Raw genomic sequence first — 22,994 nt, 5'->3', positions numbered from 1 at the left:
GTCGTGCTACCTGTTGGGCTCGTGGTGCGTTGCATTAACCCAGCTTTTCACCTGCTGGCGAGAAAGCTTAATCCCACCATTTTTCAGTTCAACAGGCAGCGCATAATACGCGACAGGACGCTGAAATCCGGCAAGCTGTGGCTGTAGCCAATCGCGTACCGCATCAAGCGTCGTAGTTTGCGCCACTTCCAGCACCGCAACAGGACGGTGACCGAACTCTGCGTCTTCAACGGGCACAACACAGGCCTGTTGAACATCGGGATGCGTCAACAGCACGGCTTCGATATTCTCCGGTTGGATCCCTTCTCCGCCGCTGAAAAATTGATTATCCAGACGCCCCAGAATGTGCCACTCGCCCTCGGCAAAGCGCCCGCGATCCCGCGTGTGGAACCAGCCATCCTCATCGACCAGTGGAATCAGTTTCCCGTCGCGCCAATAGCCAGCAGCCAGCGTGCTGCCGCGCAGCAGAATTTCATCCTCGACCAGCCGGATCTCCCGCCCGTGTAACGGCAGACCAACCCCCGCCCCCCCATCGGCGCGTTTCGCGCAGGCTGTCGAAGCCAGTTCCGTCAGGCCATAGCCGCACCAGCAGCTCACGCCTCGGGCTTCCGCCTGTTGCGTCAGCGTCTGCGGAATCATCGCACCGCCGAGCAATACGGCTTTCAGCGCCGTAGGGAAACTCTCCTCCGACAGCAGTCGCCACAGTTGCGTCGGCACTAAAGAAGCGTGGGTACAATCGCGCAGCGCACTATCCAGAGGCTGATGCGCACGAACCACTATTGTGGCTCCAGTCGCAAGCCAGCGCCAAACAATACCCTGCCCGGAAACGTGAAAGAGCGGAAGTGACAGCAGCCAGCTGTCGCTGGAGGAGAACGCCATCATCTGCACCACACCTTCCGCGCTGGAAAGATGAGCCGCGAACGTGTGCGCCACCGCTTTCGGCATCCCGCTGGAGCCGGACGTCAGCGTCAGCGTCGCCAGCCGATCGGCCTGCCAGCGCAATCGATCGGTACAGTGACGTTCTTCAGTATCGTCCGATGGCAAAGAAAGCGTGCGCACGGCATTCGGCCAGGGCTTATCATTCAGGCACAGGCCATACGCGACATTTAGCGTGGGCAACAGCGCCTCGGTTAACGCATCGGGCAACTGTGGATTCAGCGGCAGCACACGTGCACCACACTGCAATAGCGCCAGATAGCTGAACAACATCTGGACGCTATTCTTACCGCGCAGCGCGACCGTACTGTCAGCCGTCACGCCCTGCTGTGTGAAATGGTGCGTCAGATGATCCACCCGCTGGGCAAGCGCCTGCCAGCTCCAGCGGGTTTCATCTTCAATCAATGCGACAGGCTCATGCAACGAGGCAGGCTCATTCAACGAAACAGGCTGGGGCGTCTGGTTAGCCCAGTGTCGCCACGGCCAGTCAGTCAGGATTGCCATACCACGTCCAGTTGCTCAGCAGTCAGCAGCGGTAACGTGCTCTCCGGCCAACGTTGAATCACCTGCGCCTGCATCAGATCCAGCGTGTCCAGCCCAGGGATCGCATCCGGCGTCAGCCAGTGCGCCAGACGCGCCAGCTGCGTTAAGCCCAGACTGGATTCGATACTGGAGCTGATCACCGCCGTTAATCCAGCCTGATGCGTTTCCTGCACCAGTTGCTGGCAACGTGCAAGGCTGCCGACCAGCGTAGGCTTAATGACAATCGCGCTCACGCCCGGCTCGGCTTCCACCCGAAAATCCGCATCGCGCACACTTTCATCCCAGGCAATGCTGATGCCCGTTTCCCGCGCAAATTCGCGAGATTCTTCACGGGTTTTGCAAGGCTCTTCGAGAAAGGCAATACGCGAACGTAATGACGGCGCGACATAACGAGCGAAGCCGTCCGCTTTGGCGCGCGTCCAGCTACGGTTAGCATCCAGACGGAGTTTCAGATCCGGTAAGGCTTCCAGCAGCACATTCACGATCATGCCGTCACGCACTGCTTCGTACAGGCCGACTTTGATCTTGGCCACTTTCTCGCCCGGCATCGTCTGTAGCATGTCAAACAGCTCATCGGGATCGCCGCTGCACAATGGCGCTTTGCGATAGTCCGCCGCCTGAGGCAGATGCTGATCCAGCTCCGCCTGCGCACAGCTTAAGCCAAAGGCAACAGACGGCGGAAGATCGTCAGAAAATGCTGCCTCTGTCACCCACGATTGCAGCTGTTCAAGCGCAACGGATTCCGCTTCAGCCAGCGTTTCCACGCTGAATTCTGGCAGCGGCGCGATCTCACCCCAGCCTAACCGCTCGCCGTCTTGCAGGCGAACGATAAGCCCATCGCGAGTTTTCAGGCGCTGATTACGCAGCACCACGCCCGCTTCCATCGGCACGCTGTAACGATAGAGAGTGACCCGACGCATTACGGATTCCGTTTGAACTTGCTGAAGTCAGGCTGGCGTTTTTCGTTGAACGCGTTACGGCCTTCCTGCCCTTCGTCCGTCATGTAGAACAGCATGGTGGCGTTACCCGCCAGTTCCTGCAAGCCAGCCTGACCGTCGCAGTCCGCGTTCAGTGCCGCTTTCAGGCAGCGCAGCGCCATCGGGCTGTTTTGCAGCATTTCACGGCACCAGCGCACGGTCTCTTTTTCCAGCTCGGCCAGCGGAACCACGGTGTTCACCAGCCCCATATCCAGCGCTTGCGCCGCATCGTACTGGCGGCACAGGAACCAGATTTCACGCGCTTTCTTCTGACCTACGATGCGCGCCATGTAAGAAGCCCCCCAGCCACCGTCAAAGGAACCGACGCGCGGGCCGGTTTGACCGAAAATGGCGTTCTCTGCCGCAATCGTTAGATCACACATCATGTGCAGAACGTGTCCACCACCGATGGAATAGCCCGCGACCATCGCAACAACCGGCTTCGGACAGGTACGGATCTGGCGCTGGAAATCCAGCACGTTCAGGTGATGCACACCGCTGTCATCCTGATAACCGCCGTAGTCGCCGCGTACTTTCTGATCGCCGCCGGAGCAGAATGCCTTATCGCCCGCACCGGTCAGAATGATTGTTCCGATACCATCGTCGTGGCGCGCATTGTCGAGCGCCTGAATCATCTCTTTTACCGTCTGCGGACGAAACGCATTGCGTACCTGAGGACGGTTAATGGTGATTTTGGCAATGCCATCGATGGATTTATGGTAGAGGATATCGGCGAAATCGCCGCTGCAATCGTGCCATTCGATCGGGGCGTAAAGCAGTTCTTCACTCGGATAAAGCATAATTATCAATCCTTAACGGGATGCAAAAGAAAACCGCGAACCCGCTCGGCATACGCCGTTGGGTTCGCCAGATGAGCATTATGACCCGCCTGAGCGACACTCAGTAACGGCAGGCCGTATTGCGCCGCCAGCGTTTGAAATTTCATGTCGCTGGCACCGCATAAATAAACAAAAGGCATCGACAGGTATTGGAGGCGTTCTGCCAAAAAAGGCTGACGACCTAGCGAGGTGGCTTCCAGCATTGCCGCAACGGATGCGCCGTGATTCACACTCCGGCGCGCAATCAGCTGTTCACGCTGTACTGAATCCACATCGGCAAACACTGCCTGCTGATACCAGTCCTGCAAAACCTCAGGCAGAGGCTCGTGACGAAAGCGCTGCGCCCAACGCGCATCATGGTGGATACGTTCCGTACGCAGCTCCAGCGTCGCCAGACCGGGATGACCGCCTTCGACCAGCAGCCCCAACATGCCGTCATGCTGTCCGTTGCAGGCGTAATACATCGCGATACGCCCACCGAGCGAATAGCCCAGCAGCCAATAATGCGCAATACCTTGCTCCCGTAGCGTCTCGCTGAGCAGGCGACTCACATCGGCAAAATCGGTAGCGGAGATCGTTCGCGACGCGCCGTGCCCGGGTAAATCCACCAGCAGCACGGGCCAATCGCGGCAAAATGGCAGGACGGGCTGCCAGTCCTCGCCGCTGCCTAATAAACCATGCAGACACACCAGCCACGGCTGACCCGGCACAACCGCGCCATGCGTCACTTTCCGGCAGCCTAGTCCCTGAAAATTTGGCCTCTGAAAATCCAGTCCCTGAAAATCTAGTGCGCCCATGTCGCCACCTGCGCGACCAGTTCATTGAGCGTTGCTGCGCCGTCCTTCGGCTCAACCACGACCTCCAGCAGCGTAACGCCACCCTGTGTCCAGCAATCCGTCACCGTATTCGCCAGCTGTTCCCAGTTCTCGGCGCGCACGTAATTCAGGCCAAACATCGCGGCAGCATGGCCGAACTCCACATTTTGCGGCATGCAGTAAAACGCTTCACGCTGCGCAACCGGCGTCGGCAGCAGAGAAAATATCTGGCCGCCGTTATTGTTCACCACGATCAACACCAGCGGTGCGGGAGCCTGACGCAGCAGCGCCAGCGCATTCAAATCGTATAACGCGGAAAGATCGCCGACGATACCCAGCGTGGCTTTTGACGTGGCACGCTGTACACCGGCCAGCGTGGAGATCAGGCCATCGATGCCGCTGGCACCGCGATTACCGTACACCGGATATCCCTGCGGGAGCTGCGCCAGCGCGTCGATCAGGCGCACCACAAGGCTGTTGCCGACAAACAGTTGTCCGTCCGGCGGCAACAGCGCCGGTATACGCTGCGCCAGCTGCGCTTCACCAAAGCGGGAAGCCAGATGCGTGTCGATCTGCCGCTGCGTTTTGTCGGCAATATCTACCAACATATCCGCCCACGGCGCTTGTTTATGTGCCGGATGCGCAGACAGCCACTCGCCCACATCCGCCACCAGACGGCGCCCTCGATGGTGAGCCGGATCCAACCGTCCCGGCAGATCGTCAATTAACCAGAATTCTTGCGGCTGGCACTGTTCTTGCCATTGCAGCAGGCGCTTACCGGTCAGGCTGCCGCCGAACTGCAAGACAATATCCGCCTGCCGTAAGCGATCCGCCGCGTCAGGATGCGCCAGCCAGATATCCGCACAGGGTAACGGCTGCCCGCTTTGCGACAGAACATCACCAATCAGCGGCCAGCCTAGTTCGTTCGCCCACGCGGCGAGACGTGTCCCCTGTTCAGGCGTCACGCGCCCGGCGAGAACAACGCCGCGCTTCTGCCGCCACTGCGGCCAGTCCGGCTGCACCGCCAGCGCACTTTGGCGCATTTCACGCAGCCAGGGTTCACGGCTGTTCCACCAGTCGCCCAGCGTCATCAGCCAATCCTGATACGCCGTGCCGTCATCGGCACCGTACAGTGGTTCAGCAAAGGGGCAATTAATGTGCAGCGCGCCGTGCGTAAGGCGCGCCATTGCGCTATCCACAGAAGAAACCAGCCAGCTAGCCGGAATGTCGGGCGTAGGGCGCGGCAAATCCAGCGCCTGCGTGGGGTGTGAAGCATACAACGCATGTTGACGAATCGCCTGATTCGCACCGCAGTCAATCAGCTCCGGCGGGCGGTCAGCCGTCAGAACGACCAGCCGTTCGCCGGTCAGCCCGGCTTCAATGATGGCCGGATAAAGGTTCGCGGCAGCTGTGCCTGACGTCACGATAATCGCAACCGGTTCACGCGAGGCTTTTGCCAACCCCAGCGCCAGATGCCCGAGCCCGCGTTCGTCAAAATGCGTGTGGCAAATCAGCGCGTGATTGTCCGCCGCAGACAATGTCAGCGGCGTGGAGCGAGAGCCGGGCGCGATGCAGACATGCCGGACGCCGTGGCGGGTCAGCGATTCCAGCAGTAATGTAGCCCAGCGGCGATTAAATACACTTGTTGACATGATGTACTCAACAACTCAGGTTGCAGGTTATTCCCGCCATCTTCCTGTGTACTGGCTGTACGCTCACAGAAAATGATGGATATAGGCAAAAGACGAATGATCAAACTGTTGGCGGCCTGGTTGCCCTTCAGCAAACATCAAGATCGGCACTATTATATTTTTTTTTATCACGCTGACTTTGATATAAACCAGTACCTGGCACAACAACCATAAAACAAAACTATGACATATCACCGTCTAACAGGGATCTTAGCCCTGCGGCTTTGTTTTCCAACTCCTGCCATTCTTGTTCTGGATCAGAACCGGCCACAATTCCGGCACCGGCATAGAGCGTTAAAATATGATCCCGCACTTCAGCAGAACGTAGCGCCACGCTGAATTCAGACTGCTGACGAGAAAGGTAACCCGCCGACCCTGCATACCAGCCGCGTTCAAACGGTTCATGTTCGGCAATAAAACGGCGCGCCTCTTGCCTCGGCAAACCCGCGACCGCCGCCGTGGGCTGTAATGCATTCAGGCACGCGCTATCGGAGGCGGTTCGTAATGTGGCATGAATGGTACGGCGCAGATGCTGTACTTTACGCAGGCGCACAATTTCCGGTGGCATCACGTCCAGCGACAGCGCCGACTGCTGTAGCCGCTGACAAATATCATCCACCACCAGCATGTTCTCGCACTGATTTTTGGTGTCATTCATCAGCCAGTCTGCCAGTTCAGCGGCTTTATGTGCATCGCGATCGCTTGCCACCGTCCCCGCCAGCGCTTCCGTTTCCAGTTCGCTTCCCCGACGGCGATAAAGCCGTTCCGGGCTGGAACCAAGAAACGCATGACGCGCGTCGTGCGCCAGCATGAAATGGAAACAGTGGTGATTTGCCGCCCGACTGGCGGCCATAAAGGTGGTTGCCTGTAGCGGCTGCGTCAGCGTTAGCGTCGTCGTCCGCGCCAGAACGACCTTTTCCATCAACCCCGCGTTAATGTCGTGTAGCGCCCGCTGGAGCAAATCAATCCATCCCTGACGCTCCGGCTGATGCCCGACGGACTGTACTTCCGCATGCAAAGGAGGAGACGACGCAGACGGCAGAAGCAGATTAAGAAACGCCGAAGCTTCGGCGGCATCCTGTTGCAATGAGGTGTCGCTGAACAAATTAATGCTCAGGCTGAGCGTATCATCCTGACGCCGCAGCTCTGCACGGGGCAAAAACAGGTAGCCAGGTGACGAGGTACCGCTTTCTTTTATCTGGTTAAAGGCGTTCAGCCCCCAGATACGCACGTTGGGATCGCACTGCTGCTGAGCAAGAAATGCTTCGGCATCCTGAAGATGATGAAACCCACACACGTTGCCGCAAACGGCGGCTTCTTCACGATCCTGACGATGCTGCCAATAGAACTGTGGGTACACCGGCTGAGTCGCCAGCCACGGCAAGAGCTCAGACGCATCGCTGAGGGTTAATGAACGCGTTATTTGTCTGAAACTTGCGCGTTCAGGCTGTGGCTCGCGCAAATCCTGCTGCAAATGCCGCAGCAAGTCGGAAAGTTGTTTCACCGTTACCCCGGAGACCTAACACAAAGTAGGGGATTATACGGGAAAAAAACACGTCGTGGGTGAGAGGTTACGCAAGACCATAACGGCGGATACAGGCTGAAATCGCATCAAACGGCAAAACGGCACGTGTGCATCGCTTTAAAATCCCACTCCATCATCATTATTGCTTCAATTGACCTATTCTTTTGCCGATTATCTAATCGGCATTTTTTTGCCCGCGATACTGCATCAGGAAGCGCTTTCCCCCTCCCCCTCGAACCACACACCAGGATTCTTTCCATTCAGGCCGTGAGTTATGGTAAAAATAGGCCCTTGTTACATCGACCGGATAGCCTCATCAGGATGAGTACAACACTGAATTCCAACCCGTTATGCATCAATCAGAATCTGCCAGGCAAAAAGGCACAGGCAGCGACGCGCATCGTTTTCTTTGTTGCGGGTTTCGCCATGGCCTCTTGGGCACCGCTGGTTCCCTTTGTCAAAACGCGGCTGGCTATTAGTGATGCCTCTCTGGGGATGTTGCTACTTTCTCTCGGTATTGGCTCGCTGCTGGCTATGCCGCTCACCGGTTTCCTCACCAGCAAGCTAGGCTGCCGCAGCGTGATTTTGCTGGCAAGCGCGCTGCTTTGTCTGGTATTGCCCGCGTTGACGCAGGCAGGCACGTTGCCCCTGATGGCGATAACGCTGCTCTTTTTCGGTGCGTCTATCGGCATGATTGATGTCGCGATGAATATTCAGGCCGTCATCGTAGAACGCGCCAGCGGCCGGGCGATGATGTCCGGTTTTCATGGCTTCTTTAGCGTCGGTGGGATTGTCGGCGCAGGCGGCGTCAGCGCCCTGTTGTGGCTTGGGCTGTCCCCGTTGATGGCGATCCTGGCGATTGTTGCGTTGATGCTGATATTTATGGCAACAGCGCACAAGCACCTGTTGCGCACCACGAATCAAGATGACGGCGGCCCGCTGTTTGTCATCCCGCGCGGCTGGGTAATGTTCATTGGCTCACTGTGCTTCATCATGTTCCTGGCCGAAGGTTCCATACTGGACTGGAGCGCCCTCTTTTTAACGGTTGAACGCAACCTGACCGGCGCACAGGCGGGCATGGGCTATGCCGCGTTTTCCGTCGCCATGACGCTGGGCAGACTGAACGGCGATCGCATCGTTAATGCACTCGGGCGCTACGCGATTCTTACCGGTGGCAGCCTCTGTGCCTCACTTGGTCTGATACTAACGATCAGTATTGATAATGCGTTCACCGCTATTCTTGGCTTCGTCATGGTCGGTATCGGCGCATCCAATGTGGTGCCGATTCTTTTCAGCGCGGCGGGAAACCAAAAGATCATGCCGCCGAATCTGGCCATCGCCTCGATTACCACAGTGGGCTATGCGGGTATTCTGATCGGCCCGACCATTCTCGGCTTTATTGCACAGTTCAGCAATTTGGCTACCGCATTCGGGTTTGTCGCACTGCTGTTGCTGGCCGTCAGCGCCAGTGCGCGTGCCGTCATCCGCTAATCAGGAGCGTTAATTGATGCCAGCCATGATCCTGCGTTATTTTTCTCTCCTTACGGTGTTATCGATCCTTATTACCGGAGCGTTCAGCTATAGCTACATCAACGATTTGCTGGCGGACAAAAAACATTCGCTGACGACCATTGCTCAGGGCATACAAAAACGCATCGATACCTACCGTTTTTTCACCTATCAAATATACGGCAGCCTGAACAGCGAACCGCCCGCTAACGACGCCAGCATTACCGCCATTAGTTTAATGCCGAATGTTTTCTACGTAGAAAAAAACGGTCAGAAAACGGACGCGCTGATTTTCGGGCAACACGATAAAGGAACGCTGACGTCGGTTCGGCGGATATCCCGTTACCTTGATATTCTCTGGGGAGCGGAAAACAGCGTCTATTCCATGTATTACCTGAATGGTATCGACAACAGCCTGACGATGATTTCCACGCAGACGCTGAAAGATATCTCTTCGCAGTTCCGTGGCAATTATATTACGGTCATCGCCGAGGCTCGCCGGACGGAAATGCTGCAACAGGCGAATGTGTTAGACGAGCGCGAAAGTTTTTCCCCGCTGCGTAAATTACGCTTCTATAACGATTACTATTTTACGCTGCGCACCACCTTCAATCAGCCGGGCCATCTGGCGACAATTCTTGCCTTCGATCTGCCAATTAACGATTTAATCCCGGACACCATTCCGCGTGAGCATCTTATGCTGAAGCCGGATACGCCGGCGGCCAGCAATATGGACAGCAACAATAATGGTGAAGGCGCGGCCGACGTGCAGCTTCACGGTTCCAATATTGAAATCTCCGCCACGCTTGTTAATGCGCCGCTAAAAATTGTTTTTCAGGTGCCCGTAAAAGCCCTGATTATTGATTCATTGCGTAATAACGTCTGGCTTCTACTGCTGAATCTGGTTCTGCTGAGTTTATCCATCGCGGGCTTTTATCTTTTCCGTCGGAAGTATGCGCACCCCGTAGAGGATTTATCCCAGCAGTTGGAAAAGAAGCTGGATATTTACCGTGAAACCACGAGCAGAATCCCGATGGGCGTGCTGGTTTATGACTTCAGCAGCAATAAAATCATCATACAAAATGAGCGTGCGGAGCATTTACTTCCGCACCTGAGCCTGCAAAAAATCACCAATATGGCGGACGAGCATCAGGGCATTATTCAGGTCACGATCAATAATGAAATGTATGAAATCCGCCAAATTCGTAGCCAATACTCGCCTGACTACTGCCTCTTCCTGCTGCGTGAACAGGATAAAGAGATTCTGGTGCAGCGGAAACTGCTGCTCGCCCAGCGTGAATATGAAAAGAATATTCACGCCAGAAAACGCTTATTCCAAAACCTGCTCAGCGAATTCAAACAGCCGCTGATTTCACTGCAACAGCATATTCATGCGCTGCGCCACAGCGATACGGTACAGACACCAACATTGGAGCAGCTCACGGCGGATACCCGTTGCGCTATCGAACTACTGGAAAATATCGCCCTGCACGAAAAGCTGGAAGCGCAGGAATGGACCGTGGTCAACGACAGCTTTTCGCCGCTGGCGTTGATGGACAATGTTCTGCTTGAGCTACTACCGCGGTTGAAGCAAAAAGGTCTGGCCCTGTTCCATCATTACAACCTCGATAGTAATCAAACTTACGTGGGTGATGCCGGGCTGCTGAAAAAGACACTGGCGCTGCTGCTGAATTATTCGGTGACCAATACGGATTACGGCAAAATTACGGTGTCAGTTGACAGAAAAAATAATGAATCAGATACGCTGATTATTCAGGTCAGCGATACGGGAACCCATGTTTCAGGCAAAGAACAGGAAAATATCCGCCATCCTTTCCTGCACCCTGCCACTTCCGATCGTTTCGGACAAAATTCAGGATTGACCTTATTTTTGTGTAATCAACTCTGTAATAAACTGGGCGGTGCGTTAACCATCAACAGTAAGTCTGGGTTAGGTACACACTATATTCTGACGCTAAAACTGGAGCCGGAAGCGCTTCCCGTTGAGGAAGAAAAACTGCTGGATGGTATTACCATTCTGCTGGATGTGACGTCTGATGAAGTACAGCATATTGTCGGCAATATGCTGACGGGTTGGGGAGCGAATTATCTGGTCAACGATGAACGCCAGATTAATCAGGAAGCCGATATCTGTATTACTGACGACCCGGAAAACAAGGCAGATTATACGCTGCTGTTGAGTCACGACGATGACACATTAACGCCTTTGGGCCCGCGCCGTTTGCGGGTGAATTATAATATCAGCCACCTCCTGCTAGAGGCATTACTTAAGCTGATTGAGCTACAACTGGAAACATCACCCGATGCGCTACAGGAAGGGGAACAGGATGATGTCGAGTTTTACGCCGCACAATTGGCATCAAGCGACTATTATTCGCTGTTCGTGGAGACAGTACCGGATGATTTAAAGAGGCTGTATACTGAAGCGGAAGCAGGCGATTTCCCGTCACTTTCGCAGACGGCACACCGGCTGAAAGGCGTGTTTGCCATGCTAAATCTGCATCCTGGCAAACAGTTGTGTGAACAGCTTGAACAGCATATTACCGCGCATGATAGTGAACAGATCGAGGCTAACCTTCATGAAATTGAGAGGTTTGTCAGTGCATTACTATCCCCAGAAGAACCTAAAGGGCAGCAAGGTAGCCAACAAGATGAGTAACCAAAACGATGAGTAACTTAAACGTAATTATTGCCGACGACCATCCTATTGTCCTTTTTGGCATCAAAAAATCGCTTGAGCAGATTGAATGGGTCAATGTGGTTGGCGAATTTGAAGACTCAACAGCGCTGATCAACAACCTGCCTAAGCTGGACGCTAACGTTTTAATTACCGATTTATCCATGCCTGGCGATAAATACGGCGATGGCATTACCCTCATTAAATACATTAAGCGCCATTTTCCTCATCTCTCTATTATTGTTCTCACCATGAATAATAATCCGGCGATTTTGAGCGCAGTGCTGGATTTGGACATCGAAGGCATCGTGCTGAAACAGGGTGCGCCGACCGATTTACCCAAAGCGCTGGCTGCCCTGCAAAAAGGGAAGAAATTCACGCCGGACAGCGTATCCAAAGTGTTGGAGAAAATCAGCGCCAGCGGCTACGGCGACAAGCGCCTGTCTCCAAAAGAAAGTGAAGTGCTGCGTCTGTTTGCAGAAGGTTTTCTGGTCACCGAAATCGCCAAAAAACTCAACCGCAGTATCAAAACGATCAGTAGCCAGAAGAAGTCTGCGATGACCAAGCTGGGCGTCGACAACGATATTGCCCTGCTGAACTACCTGTCTTCCGTTAATGGCGGCGCAACGCAGGTCGATTAAACCTTTCCTACCTGCACCGGCAACCGCTGGTGCAGGTTATTCCCCAGATGTTCTCGCCTGACGTACCACGTTACTGTAATACGCCAGCGCCTGCTGCAAGGTATCCAGCGTAACCGGTTTTGACAAACAGTTATCCATCCCCGCGCCGAGGCAACGCTCCCTTTCTTCCGCCAGCGCATTCGCCGTCACGCCGATAACCGGGAAGCATAATCCCTGCTCGCGCATACGCTGTGTGAACAGATAACCATCCATATTCGGCATGTTGACATCCGTCAACACGATATCAATATGGTTTTTACTCAACACGCCCAGCGCGTCGATCCCATCATTCGCCGTCATCGCCTGATAGCCCAGAGAACCAAGCTGATCCGCCAGCAGCCTGCGGTTGATGGGGTGATCGTCAACCACCAGAATCATAATGTCGCCATTCTCATCCCGCACATAGCTGGTCAGCGGCGGTGCAATCTCGGCGCGCGTTCTGTCCTCGTTTTCTGAACGATAGATTTTCTCCAGCAAATCGGGCAGATGTTGCGGTGTGGACGTCCCCTGCACCCAGTGCCCTGCACTCACTTCCTGCGCTGATCCGGTATGAGCGCCGCTCATCACGATATGCGCCCGAACGGTGATGTTCTCTTCCAGCATGTAATCGCCAATCATCACATCATCAGGCGACACGGTTTGGTTCTGATAACGCGCAACCTGCAACCCTTGATCCTGCAACAGCGTCAGCAAATAAGCCTCCAGCCGGGCATTGCGTATCCTCAGCCAGCACATTTTCCCTTGCAGACTGGCATTGATCGCCGCAGGGGCATAACGCGCTTTATACAGCGGGATTCTGACGCCAAACAGGCTGCCGAGCCCAGGTTCAGATTCAATGGTAATGTCTCCATCCATCAGGTTGACCAGCTTTTCACAAATCGCCAGCCCTAACCCTGTGCCCTGAAAATGACGCTGAACGCCACTCCCCGCCTGAAAGAACGGGTCAAACAACTTCACCGCCTCGCGAGGTTGAATCCCTACGCCGGTATCACGCACCACAAATTCCAGATAGCCATCGCGGCAGCCGACTTCAAAAATGATGCAGCCCGTGTCGGTAAATTTGATGGCGTTGCTCAGCAGGTTAGACAACACCTGCTGCAAACGCACGGGATCGCCAAACAGGCTGACTGGCACATTGGGATCGATAAAACAGTACAGCGTCAGGCGCTTTTTAACCACCAGCGGAAGATAGTTGCTGGTGATGTGGCTGATAACCTCATGCGGTGCAAACTCACACGGTTCGATCTTCAGCTGTTCCGACTCAATCTTGGAAAAATCGAGAATATCGCTGATGATTTTCAGCAGCAGCGAGGAAGAGTTATTCATCGCAGCCACCAGACGGTTGGCGTCCTGCGGCAGCGATTTGGTTTGCAGCAAATCGAGGTTACCGATAATCCCGTACAGCGGCGTGCGCAGTTCATGGCTGACGGTAGCCAGGAACATCGATTTAGACTGGCTTGCCTGCTCGGCAGCATTCGCCATTTCCTGTAGCGACTCTTCCATTTTGACGCGCGCGCTGACGTCCAGCAGCACACAAATCGCCACGTTTTCATTACGATAGCGCGAATGGACGAAGCTGATTTGCAGGTGATGATTGCGGCTGGTCATGACATCCACAAACTTGGACTGCTGCTCGCAAATGATGCGGGTAATGCGCAACCTATCCTCGTGGGTCAGCAGGTTGAGATAGTTGTGCGCCAGCTCGTTACTGAGGATGTTCGTGCCGTCATTGATACGCAGGATACAAATCCCTACCGGCGCTGAGGCCACAATCTTACGGTTGAATTGCTCGTTCTCTTCCAGCTGGAACGCATTCACCTCCGCCGGCAATAGCATTTTCCGCTCAAACACCAGCGCCAGCACAAACAACAAGATAGCCGATAGCATATTCAGCACCAGCATGTTGATCATTAAGGCGCTGATATGGGAGAGCAGCACTTTCAACGGCAGTGAATACACGATGCTGAACGACGTCGGCGGCAGCGACTTCTTCAAAATGAGCTCATCATAACCATTCACATAGCCAAAATAGTTATGATCGGAGGGATAACCGTCTACCGACGAAGCGTAACGCCCCTTATCATCGGAAAACTGCAAAACGACCTGATTGTATTGATCCAGCAGCCTGGCACTGATCGGAAATTTACCTATGGTGACGAAATCATCCAGACGAATCGTCTGTTCGATTCCCATGATGACTTCCAGCTTGTTATCCACATAAATCGGCGTCAGCGCATATAAATAGCCGACATCGGGGATAGATGCAGGAGTAATCCAATAGAGGGTTTCATCGCGCCCGGTTTGGGTGCGGTTCTTCTTCTGATCCTGAAACCGATCCTGCACGTTTTTAAGCAAATTATCACGGTCGAGCGACTGGTTACGGATGCCAAAATCAACCATACAGCGCCGATCGCCGCCGACAAAAAAGACCCGGTTAAGATCGTAGACGGCAGAGAAATTATCCTGCCAGCCGTTAAAGAAATGACTTAATGAAAGCAGCGCCGCATTCCCGCCATATTGCGTGGAACAGGTTGCGCCGGGCGCAAGCGAATAAACGGAGACACCGGGGCCCCCTTCCATTGGCGGCTCTGCTTTTTCTCTCGCCAGCACCAGCCGATTTGCCGCCAGATACTGGAGCTCGCGCACAATATCCGACGCGTGTCGGATATAGCCCTGCGACTGATCAAAGCTGAGGTTATACTCCTGCCGCAGCTCTGACTCTTTTTCATTCAATACTTTAGTGACATAAAAAACGGATATCAGTGCGCCTAGCACCCACAGCATGACCGCCAGAACCCGAAATAAATAGCGGGAAACTTTTAATGTGGTATGGAATGAGGCGAGATATTTCAAGTGGATACCGTTGAATAATGGAAGAACCAGTTTGCTGATACACTACCGAGTGTCGATAAAAAAAGCCAGCGCATCGCGCTGGCTTATTCGACTCATTCCGGCTAAGGAAAAGGCTTATTCGTCATCTTCTGCGATGTCATCATCGCCATCAATGTCATCGATCGCGTCGTCGTCTTCGGCAATTTCACCTTCAACTTTTACCACGCCATCCAGCTCTTCATCTTCTACCGGTTCAGCCACGCGCTGCAGGCCGACAACATTTTCATCTTCCGCCGTACGAATCAGCGTCACACCCTGCGTGTTACGGCCAACAATACTGACTTCAGATACGCGAGTACGCACCAGCGTTCCCGCATCGGTGATCATCATGATCTGGTCTGCGGCATCAACTTGAACCGCACCAACCACTTTACCGTTACGTTCGCTGACCTTGATAGAGATAACCCCTTTCGTCGCACGCGACTTGGTTGGGTACTCACTCACGGCAGTACGCTTACCAAAACCATTTTGCGTAACGGTCAGGACATCGCCTTCGCCGCGAGGAATGATCAGTGAAACGACGCGATCTTCGCCTTGCAGATTGATACCACGAACACCCGTTGCCGTACGACCCATGGAGCGCACCGCCTGCTCGGAGAAGCGAACCACTTTGCCTTCCGCGGAGAACAGCATCACTTCATCGCTGCCGTCAGTCAGGTCGACGCCAATCAGCTCGTCACCTTCGTTCAGGTTAACCGCGATGATCCCCGCACTGCGCGGACGGCTAAATTCCGTCAGCGCCGTTTTCTTCACGGTACCGCTGGCGGTTGCCATGAAGATGTGGCGGCCTTCTTCGTATTCACGCACCGGCAGAATCGCGGTGATACGCTCATCCGCTTCAAGCGGCAGCAGGTTGACGATCGGGCGACCGCGCGCACCACGGCTGGCTTCTGGCAGTTGGTACACCTTCATCCAGTACAGACGACCACGGCTGGAGAAGCACAGAATCGTGTCGTGGGTGTTCGCCACCAGCAGACGATCGATAAAGTCTTCTTCTTTTATACGTGCGGCAGACTTACCCTTGCCGCCACGGCGCTGTGCTTCGTAATCGCTCAGCGGCTGATACTTCACGTAACCCTGATGAGACAGAGTAACGACAACATCTTCCTGGTTGATCAGATCTTCGATGTTGATATCAGCAGTATTCGCGGTGATCTCGGTACGACGCTCGTCGCTGTACTGCGTTTTGATCGCTTCCAGCTCTTCGCGGATCACTTCCATCAGGCGTTCAGGGCTATTGAGGATATAAAGCAGTGCGGCGATCTCCGCCAGCAGCTCTTTATATTCATCCAGCAGCTTTTCGTGCTCCATGCCGGTCAGCTTCTGCAAACGCAGATCCAGAATCGCCTGCGCCTGCTGTTCCGTCAGGTAGTAACGTCCGTCACGGATACCAAATTCCGGCTCCAGCCACTCTGGACGCGCGGCATCATCGCCCGCACGTTCCAACATGGCAGCCACGCTACCCAGTTCCCATGCTTGTGCGATCAGCGAGGCTTTCGCTTCAGCAGGTGACGGCGCGCGGCGAATCAGTTCGATAATCGGATCGATGTTCGCCAGCGCAATCGCCAGACCTTCCAAAATATGGGCGCGGTCACGGGCTTTACGCAGTTCAAAAATGGTACGACGCGTCACCACTTCACGGCGGTGGCGCACAAACGCAACCAGAATATCCTTCAGCGGCATAATCTTCGGCTGGCCCTGATGCAGAGCAACCATGTTGATGCCGAATGACGTCTGAAGCTGCGTCTGGGAATACAGATTATTCAGGACCACTTCACCCACGGCGTCACGCTTAATCTCGATGACGATACGCATACCGTCTTTATCGGATTCGTCACGCAGTGCGCTAATGCCTTCGATACGCTTGTCTTTAACCAGTTCGGCAATTTTCTCAATCAGGCGCGCTTTGTTCACCTGATACGGAATTTCATGCACGATGATGGTTTCACGTCCGGTTTTCGCGTCCGCTTCCACTTCAGCACGCGCACGGATGTAAATTTTACCGCGTCCGGTACGATAGGCTTCTTCAATACCGCGTCGGCCGTTGATGATCGCCGCCGTCGGGAAGTCCGGGCCTTTGATGTGCTCCATCAACCCTTCAAGGCTGATGTTTTCATCGTCGATATACGCCAGACAGCCGTTCACGACTTCCGTCAGGTTGTGCGGGGGAATGTTCGTGGCCATCCCAACGGCGATACCGGAAGAACCGTTAACCAGCAGGTTGGGAATACGCGTTGGCATGACATCAGGAATCTGCTCGGTGCCGTCATAGTTCGGCACAAAATCGACCGTCTCTTTTTCCAGATCGGCCAGCAGTTCATGGGCAATTCTCGACATGCGAATTTCGGTATAACGCATCGCCGCCGCGGAGTCGCCGTCAATCGAACCGAAGTTACCCTGACCATCAACCAGCATGTAGCGCAGTGAGAAAGGCTGCGCCATACGCACGATGGTTTCATAAACGGCAGAGTCGCCGTGCGGGTGGTATTTACCGATGACATCCCCGACGACACGGGCGGATTTTTTATACGGTTTGTTCCAGTCGTTGCCCAGTACGCTCATCGCATACAGTACGCGGCGGTGTACCGGTTTAAGTCCATCTCGAACATCTGGTAATGCACGCCCGACAATAACGGACATCGCATAATCCAGATACGAGCTTTTCAGCTCTTCTTCAATGTTGACCGGTGTGATTTCTCTGGCAAGGTCGCTCATGGAGCCGCTATCCCTCTATTTAGGCATCTACCCGTGTTCAGAAAAGTGAACCGTTCAGTAAGGTGAACTGTTCAAAAGGTGAAAAATTATATCACAAAGCGCCGTTTCGGGGGAAACTCCCTTCCACCCTGAACAGACTGTTTTCCCACGGAACCGTTATCCTGCCGAGAAAAGTATCCGAAAGAAGAAAGTATCCCGAAGAGAAAAACGACACCGCTGCACGTTGCGACACGAAGGGAGTATACTCGCGGCAGTAAAAGATGACGAAAGGCAGCGATGACAGATGAATGTAGAAAATCAAACTCCGAACGTTGACCATCAGGAGATTGCCAAATTTGAGGCTATCGCTTCACGCTGGTGGGATTTAGAAGGTGAATTCAAACCGTTACACCGCATTAACCCGCTACGTCTGGGCTATATTTCGCAGCGTGCGGAAGGCCTGTTCGGCAAGAAAGTGCTGGATGTCGGCTGCGGTGGCGGCATTTTAGCCGAGAGTATGGCGCGTGAAGGCGCAGACGTCACCGGGCTCGATATGGGCGCAGAACCGCTACAGGTTGCACGTCTGCATGCGCTGGAAAGCGGTGTAACCGTCAATTACGTGCAGGAAACGGTAGAAGCCCATGCACAGGCGCATCCGGGCCTCTACGATGTCGTCACCTGTATGGAAATGCTGGAGCACGTTCCTGACCCACAATCCGTGGTGCAGGCCTGCGCTAAATTGGTCAAACCCGGCGGACACGTCTTTTTCTCCACCATCAACCGCAATGCGAAAGCGTGGATGATGGCCGTTATCGGTGCCGAATACGTGCTAAAAATGGTGCCGCGCGGCACGCACGACATTAAGAAATTCATCCGCCCGGCGGAGCTGATGCACTGGATTGACAGTACACCGCTGCGTGAAAAGCACATTACCGGACTGCACTACAATCCGCTGACGGACCACTTTAAGCTCGGTCCAAACGTGGACGTGAACTACATGCTGCACACGCGCCACGATAAATAGATCGGATTCAGAGTATTCTTAAATGCCGCGCGGTTTTTTGCCGCGCGCCTTTATCCTTCTGGTGCCAAAACCAGCAAAGTCTTCAGGTTTTCTTTTTCTTATCAAAACCCAGAATGATATTGACATCGCCACAGGCCTTATCAGGCGAGGTTTTTAACAAAAAGTCTTTTCTTAAACCTTCAAATTAACGAAAAATCAACTCTTGTTCTTCAAAGAATCCACACTACAATACTCACCATGTAGTAGCCATTTATCAAAAAATATCTATATCTAGTATTTATCCACAGAGTTAGTCACAGGGTTATTTCTGTGAATAAACAGGGGATATTTTTTATTTTCACAACAGGTAAATCCCAACATGAATCAGAGCTTGCTCGTTACTAAACGCGATGGCAGTAAAGAAAAAATCAATTTGGATAAAATCCACCGCGTCATTACCTGGGCCGCAGAGGGTTTACACAATGTCTCCGTCTCTCAGGTCGAACTTCGCTCCCACATTCAGTTTTACGACGGCATCAAGACTGCCGATATCCACGAGACCATCATTAAGGCCGCTGCCGATCTGATCTCTCGCGAAAGCCCGGATTACCAATATCTGGCCGCGCGTCTGGCTATCTTCCATCTGCGCAAGAAAGCCTACGGTCAGTTTGAGCCACCAGCCCTGCTGACTCACGTCACCAAGATGGTAGAACTGGGCAAGTACGACAAGCATCTGCTGGAAGACTATAGCCCAGAAGAATTTTCCCAGATGGACGCTTTCATCGATCACTGGCGCGACATGAATTTCTCCTATGCGGCGGTTAAACAGCTGGAAGGGAAATACCTGGTACAAAACCGCGTCACCGGTGATATCTACGAAAGTGCCCAGTTCCTGTACATTCTGGTCGCTGCCTGCCTGTTCTCTGGCTACCCGCGTGAAACCCGTCTGGATTACGTCAAACGTTTTTATGACGCGATTTCCACGTTCAAGATTTCCCTGCCAACGCCAATCATGGCGGGCGTGCGCACGCCAACGCGTCAGTTCAGTTCCTGCGTGCTGATCGAATGTGGCGACAGCCTGGATTCCATCAATGCGACGTCCAGCGCAATCGTGAAATACGTTTCCCAGCGTGCGGGTATCGGCATCAACGCGGGCCGCATCCGTGCGCTCGGCAGCCCGATTCGCGGCGGTGAAGCCTTCCACACCGGCTGTATTCCTTTCTATAAACACTTCCAGACGGCGGTGAAATCCTGCTCTCAGGGCGGCGTCCGCGGCGGTGCTGCTACGCTGTTCTACCCATTGTGGCATCTGGAAGTGGAAAGTCTGCTGGTGCTGAAAAACAACCGTGGTGTAGAAGGTAACCGCGTTCGTCACCTCGACTACGGCGTGCAGTTGAACAAACTGATGTATCAGCGTCTGGTAAAAGGTGAAGACATCACGCTGTTCAGCCCGTCCGACGTGCCGGGGCTGTATGACGCGTTCTTCGCCGATCAGGATGAGTTCGAGCGTCTGTATGTGCAATATGAGCAGGATGACAGCATTCGCAAACAGCGCATTAAAGCGGTTGAGCTGTTCTCTCTGATGATGCAGGAACGTGCTTCCACCGGCCGTATCTATATTCAGAACGTTGACCACTGCAACACGCACAGCCCGTTCGATCCGCAGATTGCGCCCGTTCGCCAGTCCAACCTGTGTCTGGAAATCGCGCTGCCAACCAAGCCGCTGGACGACGTGAACGATGAAAACGGTGAAATCGCGCTGTGTACGCTGTCTGCCTTCAACCTCGGCGCCATCAACAGCTTAGACGATCTGGAAGAACTGGCGACGCTGGCCGTACGCGCGCTGGATGCCCTGCTGGATTATCAGGATTACCCGATTACAGCGGCAGAACGTGGGGCAATGGGTCGCCGCACGCTGGGTATTGGCGTGATCAACTTCGCTTACTATCTGGCGAAAAACGGCGTGCGTTACTCTGACGGCAGCGCCAACGGCCTGACGCACAGAACGTTTGAAGCGATCCAATACTACCTGCTGAAAGCCTCCAATGTGCTGGCGCGTGAGCAAGGTGCCTGCCCGTGGTTCAATGAAACCACCTATTCGCAGGGTATCCTGCCTATCGATACCTATAAGCGCGATCTGGATGCGATCTGCAACGAACCGCTGCATCTCGACTGGGAAGCGCTGCGTAACGACATCAAAGAGTACGGCCTGCGCAACTCCACGCTGTCTGCGTTGATGCCGTCTGAAACCTCGTCTCAGATCTCCAACGCCACCAACGGTATTGAACCACCGCGCGGACACATCAGCGTCAAAGCATCCAAAGACGGTATTTTGCGTCAGGTCGTGCCAGAGTACGAAACGCTGAAAGACGCTTACGAGCTGCTGTGGGAAATGCCAGGCAACGATGGTTACCTGCAACTGGTCGGTCTTATGCAGAAATTTGTCGATCAGGCAATTTCGTCTAACACCAACTACGATCCGTCGCGTTTCCCATCAGGCAAAGTGCCGATGAAACAGTTGCTGAAAGATCTGGTCACGGCTTACAAATTCGGCGTGAAAACGCTGTATTACCAAAACACCCGTGACGGCGCAGAAGACGTACAGGACGACCTGCTGGCAGAACCGCAGGATGACGGCTGTGAAGGCGGCGCGTGTAAGATTTAAGCCAATAATGAAAGGCTGCAATGCAGCCTTTTCATCCTTTTATAGCAGGCGTCGCTGCCCGCCCTCTATGGGCCTTCACAAGCGGCGTTAAAAAATGCTTCCGGCATTTTTTTGGAGAAACTCATGGCCTATACCACTTTTTCACAGAATAAAAATGATCAACTGCTAGAACCGATGTTCTTCGGTCAGTCTGTTAACGTTGCCCGTTTCGATCAGCAAAAATATGAAATTTTCGAAAAGCTGATCGAAAAACAGCTGTCCTTCTTCTGGCGTCCGGAAGAAGTCGACGTGTCGCGCGATCGTATCGACTATCAAGCGTTGCCCGATCATGAAAAACACATCTTTATCAGCAACCTGAAATACCAGACGCTGCTGGATTCGATTCAGGGTCGTAGCCCGAATGTGGCCTTGCTGCCGCTGATTTCTATCCCTGAGCTGGAAACCTGGGTAGAAACCTGGGCTTTCTCGGAAACCATTCACTCACGCTCTTACACACATATCATTCGTAATATCGTGAACGATCCGTCGCTGGTGTTTGACGATATCGTGACGAACGAAGAGATTCTAAAGCGTGCCAAAGATATCTCCGGTTACTACGACTCGTTGATCGAAATGACCGGCTACTATCATCTGCTGGGTGAAGGCACACATCAGGTTAACGGCAAAAGCGTGACCGTAGATCTGCGTTCGCTGAAGAAACAACTGTATATTTGCCTGATGAGCGTAAACGCGCTAGAAGCGATTCGCTTCTACGTCAGCTTTGCCTGCTCGTTTGCTTTTGCAGAACGTGAACTGATGGAAGGCAACGCCAAAATAATCAAGCTGATCGCTCGTGATGAAGCGCTGCACCTGACCGGCACGCAGCATATGCTGAACCTGATGCGCTCCGGCCATGACGATCCCGAAATGGCGCAGATTGCCGAAGAGTGTCAGCAGGAGTGTTATGACCTGTTCGTGCTCGCCGCTCAGCAAGAAAAAGAGTGGGCGGAATACCTGTTCCGTGACGGTTCAATGATTGGTCTGAACAAAGACATTCTGTGCCAGTACGTGGAATACATCACCAACATCCGCATGCAGGCGGTTGGGCTGCCGCTGCCGTTCCAGACGCGCACTAACCCTATTCCGTGGATCAACGCCTGGCTGGTATCCGATAACGTGCAGGTCGCGCCACAGGAAGTTGAAGTCAGCTCCTATCTGGTCGGTCAGATCGATTCAGAAATCAGCGACGACGATCTGAGCGATTTCCAACTGTAATCGATGAGCAACCCAACGATCACGCTGCGCACATCCGGTGCGCAGTTTTCCTGCTCAGACGACGGCCCTTCCCTGCTGGATGTGCTGGAGTCCAACCGCGTCAGCATTGAATACCAGTGCCGCTCTGGCTATTGCGGTTCCTGCCGGCTGCGTCTGGTAAAAGGTAGAGTCGCGTATCGCCAAACTCCGCTGGCCTGCATCCAACAGGATGAAATTCTCCCCTGCTGCTGCATGCCGCAGGGCGACATCGAGCTCGATATCTAGCTCCGTTAT

The 22,994-nt window shown here is 53.9% G+C and carries 15 protein-coding genes; 7 read left to right on the top strand and 8 right to left on the bottom strand.

Annotated features, from left to right (window positions below; translation table 11 throughout):
• Positions 1-6 precede the first annotated feature (6 nt).
• The 6 genes from menE to menF form a co-directional block, all read right to left on the bottom strand.
• A complete protein-coding gene (menE, locus tag R9X49_RS01825) occupies positions 7-1,440 on the bottom strand; it encodes an o-succinylbenzoate--CoA ligase (protein ID WP_319846985.1) in 1,434 nt (477 codons plus the stop codon).
• Entirely contained in the window at positions 1,428-2,399 is a 972-nt protein-coding gene (gene menC, locus R9X49_RS01820) for an o-succinylbenzoate synthase (RefSeq protein ID WP_319846984.1), read from the bottom strand. The genes menE and menC overlap by 13 nt, the downstream gene beginning before the upstream one ends.
• Entirely contained in the window at positions 2,399-3,256 is an 858-nt protein-coding gene (menB, locus tag R9X49_RS01815) for a 1,4-dihydroxy-2-naphthoyl-CoA synthase (RefSeq protein ID WP_319846983.1), read from the bottom strand. The genes menC and menB overlap by 1 nt, the downstream gene beginning before the upstream one ends.
• Positions 3,257-3,261: 5 nt before the next feature.
• Entirely contained in the window at positions 3,262-4,092 is an 831-nt protein-coding gene (gene menH / locus R9X49_RS01810; RefSeq protein WP_319846982.1) for a 2-succinyl-6-hydroxy-2,4-cyclohexadiene-1-carboxylate synthase, read from the bottom strand.
• Positions 4,080-5,762: a 2-succinyl-5-enolpyruvyl-6-hydroxy-3-cyclohexene-1-carboxylic-acid synthase gene (menD, locus tag R9X49_RS01805; protein ID WP_319846981.1), complete on the bottom strand. Its 1,683-nt coding sequence runs from the start codon at positions 5,760-5,762 to the stop codon at positions 4,080-4,082. Before menD ends, menH begins: the two co-directional genes overlap by 13 nt.
• Positions 5,763-5,982: 220 nt before the next feature.
• Positions 5,983-7,305 carry an isochorismate synthase MenF gene (gene menF / locus R9X49_RS01800; RefSeq protein WP_319846980.1) on the bottom strand — a complete coding sequence of 441 codons (1,323 nt, stop codon included), beginning with the start codon at positions 7,303-7,305 and terminating at the stop codon, positions 5,983-5,985.
• 342 nt (positions 7,306-7,647) lie between these two features.
• Here menF and R9X49_RS01795 point away from each other — a divergent pair, with 342 nt between their 5' ends.
• From R9X49_RS01795 to rcsB, 3 genes are read left to right on the top strand one after another with little or no spacing between them, the layout of a single operon-like run.
• Complete coding sequence (locus R9X49_RS01795; protein WP_319846979.1) at positions 7,648-8,817, top strand: MFS transporter; 1,170 nt, start codon at positions 7,648-7,650, stop codon at positions 8,815-8,817.
• Between the two features lie 16 nt (positions 8,818-8,833).
• On the top strand, positions 8,834-11,515 hold the full coding sequence (gene rcsD / locus R9X49_RS01790) for a phosphotransferase RcsD (protein WP_319846978.1): 2,682 nt from the start codon (positions 8,834-8,836) through the stop codon (positions 11,513-11,515).
• Positions 11,516-11,523: 8 nt separating this feature from the next.
• The gene (gene rcsB / locus R9X49_RS01785) at positions 11,524-12,174 is read left to right on the top strand and encodes a response regulator transcription factor RcsB (protein WP_015839395.1); all 651 of its coding nucleotides are present in this window, start codon (positions 11,524-11,526) and stop codon (positions 12,172-12,174) included.
• Between the two features lie 36 nt (positions 12,175-12,210).
• On the opposite strand, the gene rcsC is transcribed toward rcsB, so the two are convergent.
• Positions 12,211-15,066, bottom strand: a complete 2,856-nt coding sequence (rcsC, locus tag R9X49_RS01780) for a two-component system sensor histidine kinase RcsC (protein WP_319846977.1) — start codon at positions 15,064-15,066, stop codon at positions 12,211-12,213.
• Positions 15,067-15,180: 114 nt separating this feature from the next.
• Positions 15,181-17,820, bottom strand: coding sequence for a DNA topoisomerase (ATP-hydrolyzing) subunit A (gene gyrA / locus R9X49_RS01775; protein ID WP_319846976.1), 2,640 nt, complete (start codon positions 17,818-17,820; stop codon positions 15,181-15,183).
• Between the two features lie 283 nt (positions 17,821-18,103).
• On the opposite strand from gyrA, the gene ubiG reads away from it, so the two are divergent.
• From ubiG to yfaE, 4 genes are all read left to right on the top strand, one after another.
• Positions 18,104-18,823 carry a bifunctional 2-polyprenyl-6-hydroxyphenol methylase/3-demethylubiquinol 3-O-methyltransferase UbiG gene (ubiG, locus tag R9X49_RS01770; protein WP_319846975.1) on the top strand — a complete coding sequence of 240 codons (720 nt, stop codon included), beginning with the start codon at positions 18,104-18,106 and terminating at the stop codon, positions 18,821-18,823.
• A 358-nt stretch (positions 18,824-19,181) separates the two neighbouring features.
• Positions 19,182-21,467 carry a class 1a ribonucleoside-diphosphate reductase subunit alpha gene (gene nrdA, locus R9X49_RS01765; RefSeq protein WP_319846973.1) on the top strand — a complete coding sequence of 762 codons (2,286 nt, stop codon included), beginning with the start codon at positions 19,182-19,184 and terminating at the stop codon, positions 21,465-21,467.
• 123 nt (positions 21,468-21,590) lie between these two features.
• A complete protein-coding gene (nrdB, locus tag R9X49_RS01760; protein WP_319846972.1) occupies positions 21,591-22,721 on the top strand; it encodes a class Ia ribonucleoside-diphosphate reductase subunit beta in 1,131 nt (376 codons plus the stop codon).
• Positions 22,722-22,724: 3 nt separating this feature from the next.
• On the top strand, positions 22,725-22,985 hold the full coding sequence (gene yfaE / locus R9X49_RS01755) for a class I ribonucleotide reductase maintenance protein YfaE (RefSeq protein WP_010284079.1): 261 nt from the start codon (positions 22,725-22,727) through the stop codon (positions 22,983-22,985).
• Positions 22,986-22,994 lie beyond the last annotated feature (9 nt).

Source organism: Pectobacterium carotovorum (assembly GCF_033898505.1).
Lineage (GTDB): Bacteria > Pseudomonadota > Gammaproteobacteria > Enterobacterales > Enterobacteriaceae > Pectobacterium > Pectobacterium carotovorum_J.
The sequence above is the reverse complement of the archived record's forward strand: the minus strand, read 5'-3'. Positions and strand labels throughout refer to the sequence as shown.

What these genes read in the sequence shown, in the direction of transcription:
- gyrA (WP_319846976.1), bottom strand. Translation starts at nt 17,820, where the DNA reads ATGAGCGACCTTGCCAGAGAAATCACACCGGTCAACATTGAAGAAGAG.
- menB (WP_319846983.1), bottom strand. Translation starts at nt 3,256, where the DNA reads ATGCTTTATCCGAGTGAAGAACTGCTTTACGCCCCGATCGAATGGCAC.
- menC (WP_319846984.1), bottom strand. Translation starts at nt 2,399, where the DNA reads ATGCGTCGGGTCACTCTCTATCGTTACAGCGTGCCGATGGAAGCGGGC.
- menH (WP_319846982.1), bottom strand. Translation starts at nt 4,092, where the DNA reads ATGGGCGCACTAGATTTTCAGGGACTGGATTTTCAGAGGCCAAATTTT.
- menE (WP_319846985.1), bottom strand. Translation starts at nt 1,440, where the DNA reads ATGGCAATCCTGACTGACTGGCCGTGGCGACACTGGGCTAACCAGACG.
- nrdA (WP_319846973.1), top strand. Translation starts at nt 19,182, where the DNA reads ATGAATCAGAGCTTGCTCGTTACTAAACGCGATGGCAGTAAAGAAAAA.
- menD (WP_319846981.1), bottom strand. Translation starts at nt 5,762, where the DNA reads ATGTCAACAAGTGTATTTAATCGCCGCTGGGCTACATTACTGCTGGAA.
- rcsB (WP_015839395.1), top strand. Translation starts at nt 11,524, where the DNA reads ATGAGTAACTTAAACGTAATTATTGCCGACGACCATCCTATTGTCCTT.
- nrdB (WP_319846972.1), top strand. Translation starts at nt 21,591, where the DNA reads ATGGCCTATACCACTTTTTCACAGAATAAAAATGATCAACTGCTAGAA.
- yfaE (WP_010284079.1), top strand. Translation starts at nt 22,725, where the DNA reads ATGAGCAACCCAACGATCACGCTGCGCACATCCGGTGCGCAGTTTTCC.
- ubiG (WP_319846975.1), top strand. Translation starts at nt 18,104, where the DNA reads ATGAATGTAGAAAATCAAACTCCGAACGTTGACCATCAGGAGATTGCC.
- R9X49_RS01795 (WP_319846979.1), top strand. Translation starts at nt 7,648, where the DNA reads ATGAGTACAACACTGAATTCCAACCCGTTATGCATCAATCAGAATCTG.
- rcsD (WP_319846978.1), top strand. Translation starts at nt 8,834, where the DNA reads ATGCCAGCCATGATCCTGCGTTATTTTTCTCTCCTTACGGTGTTATCG.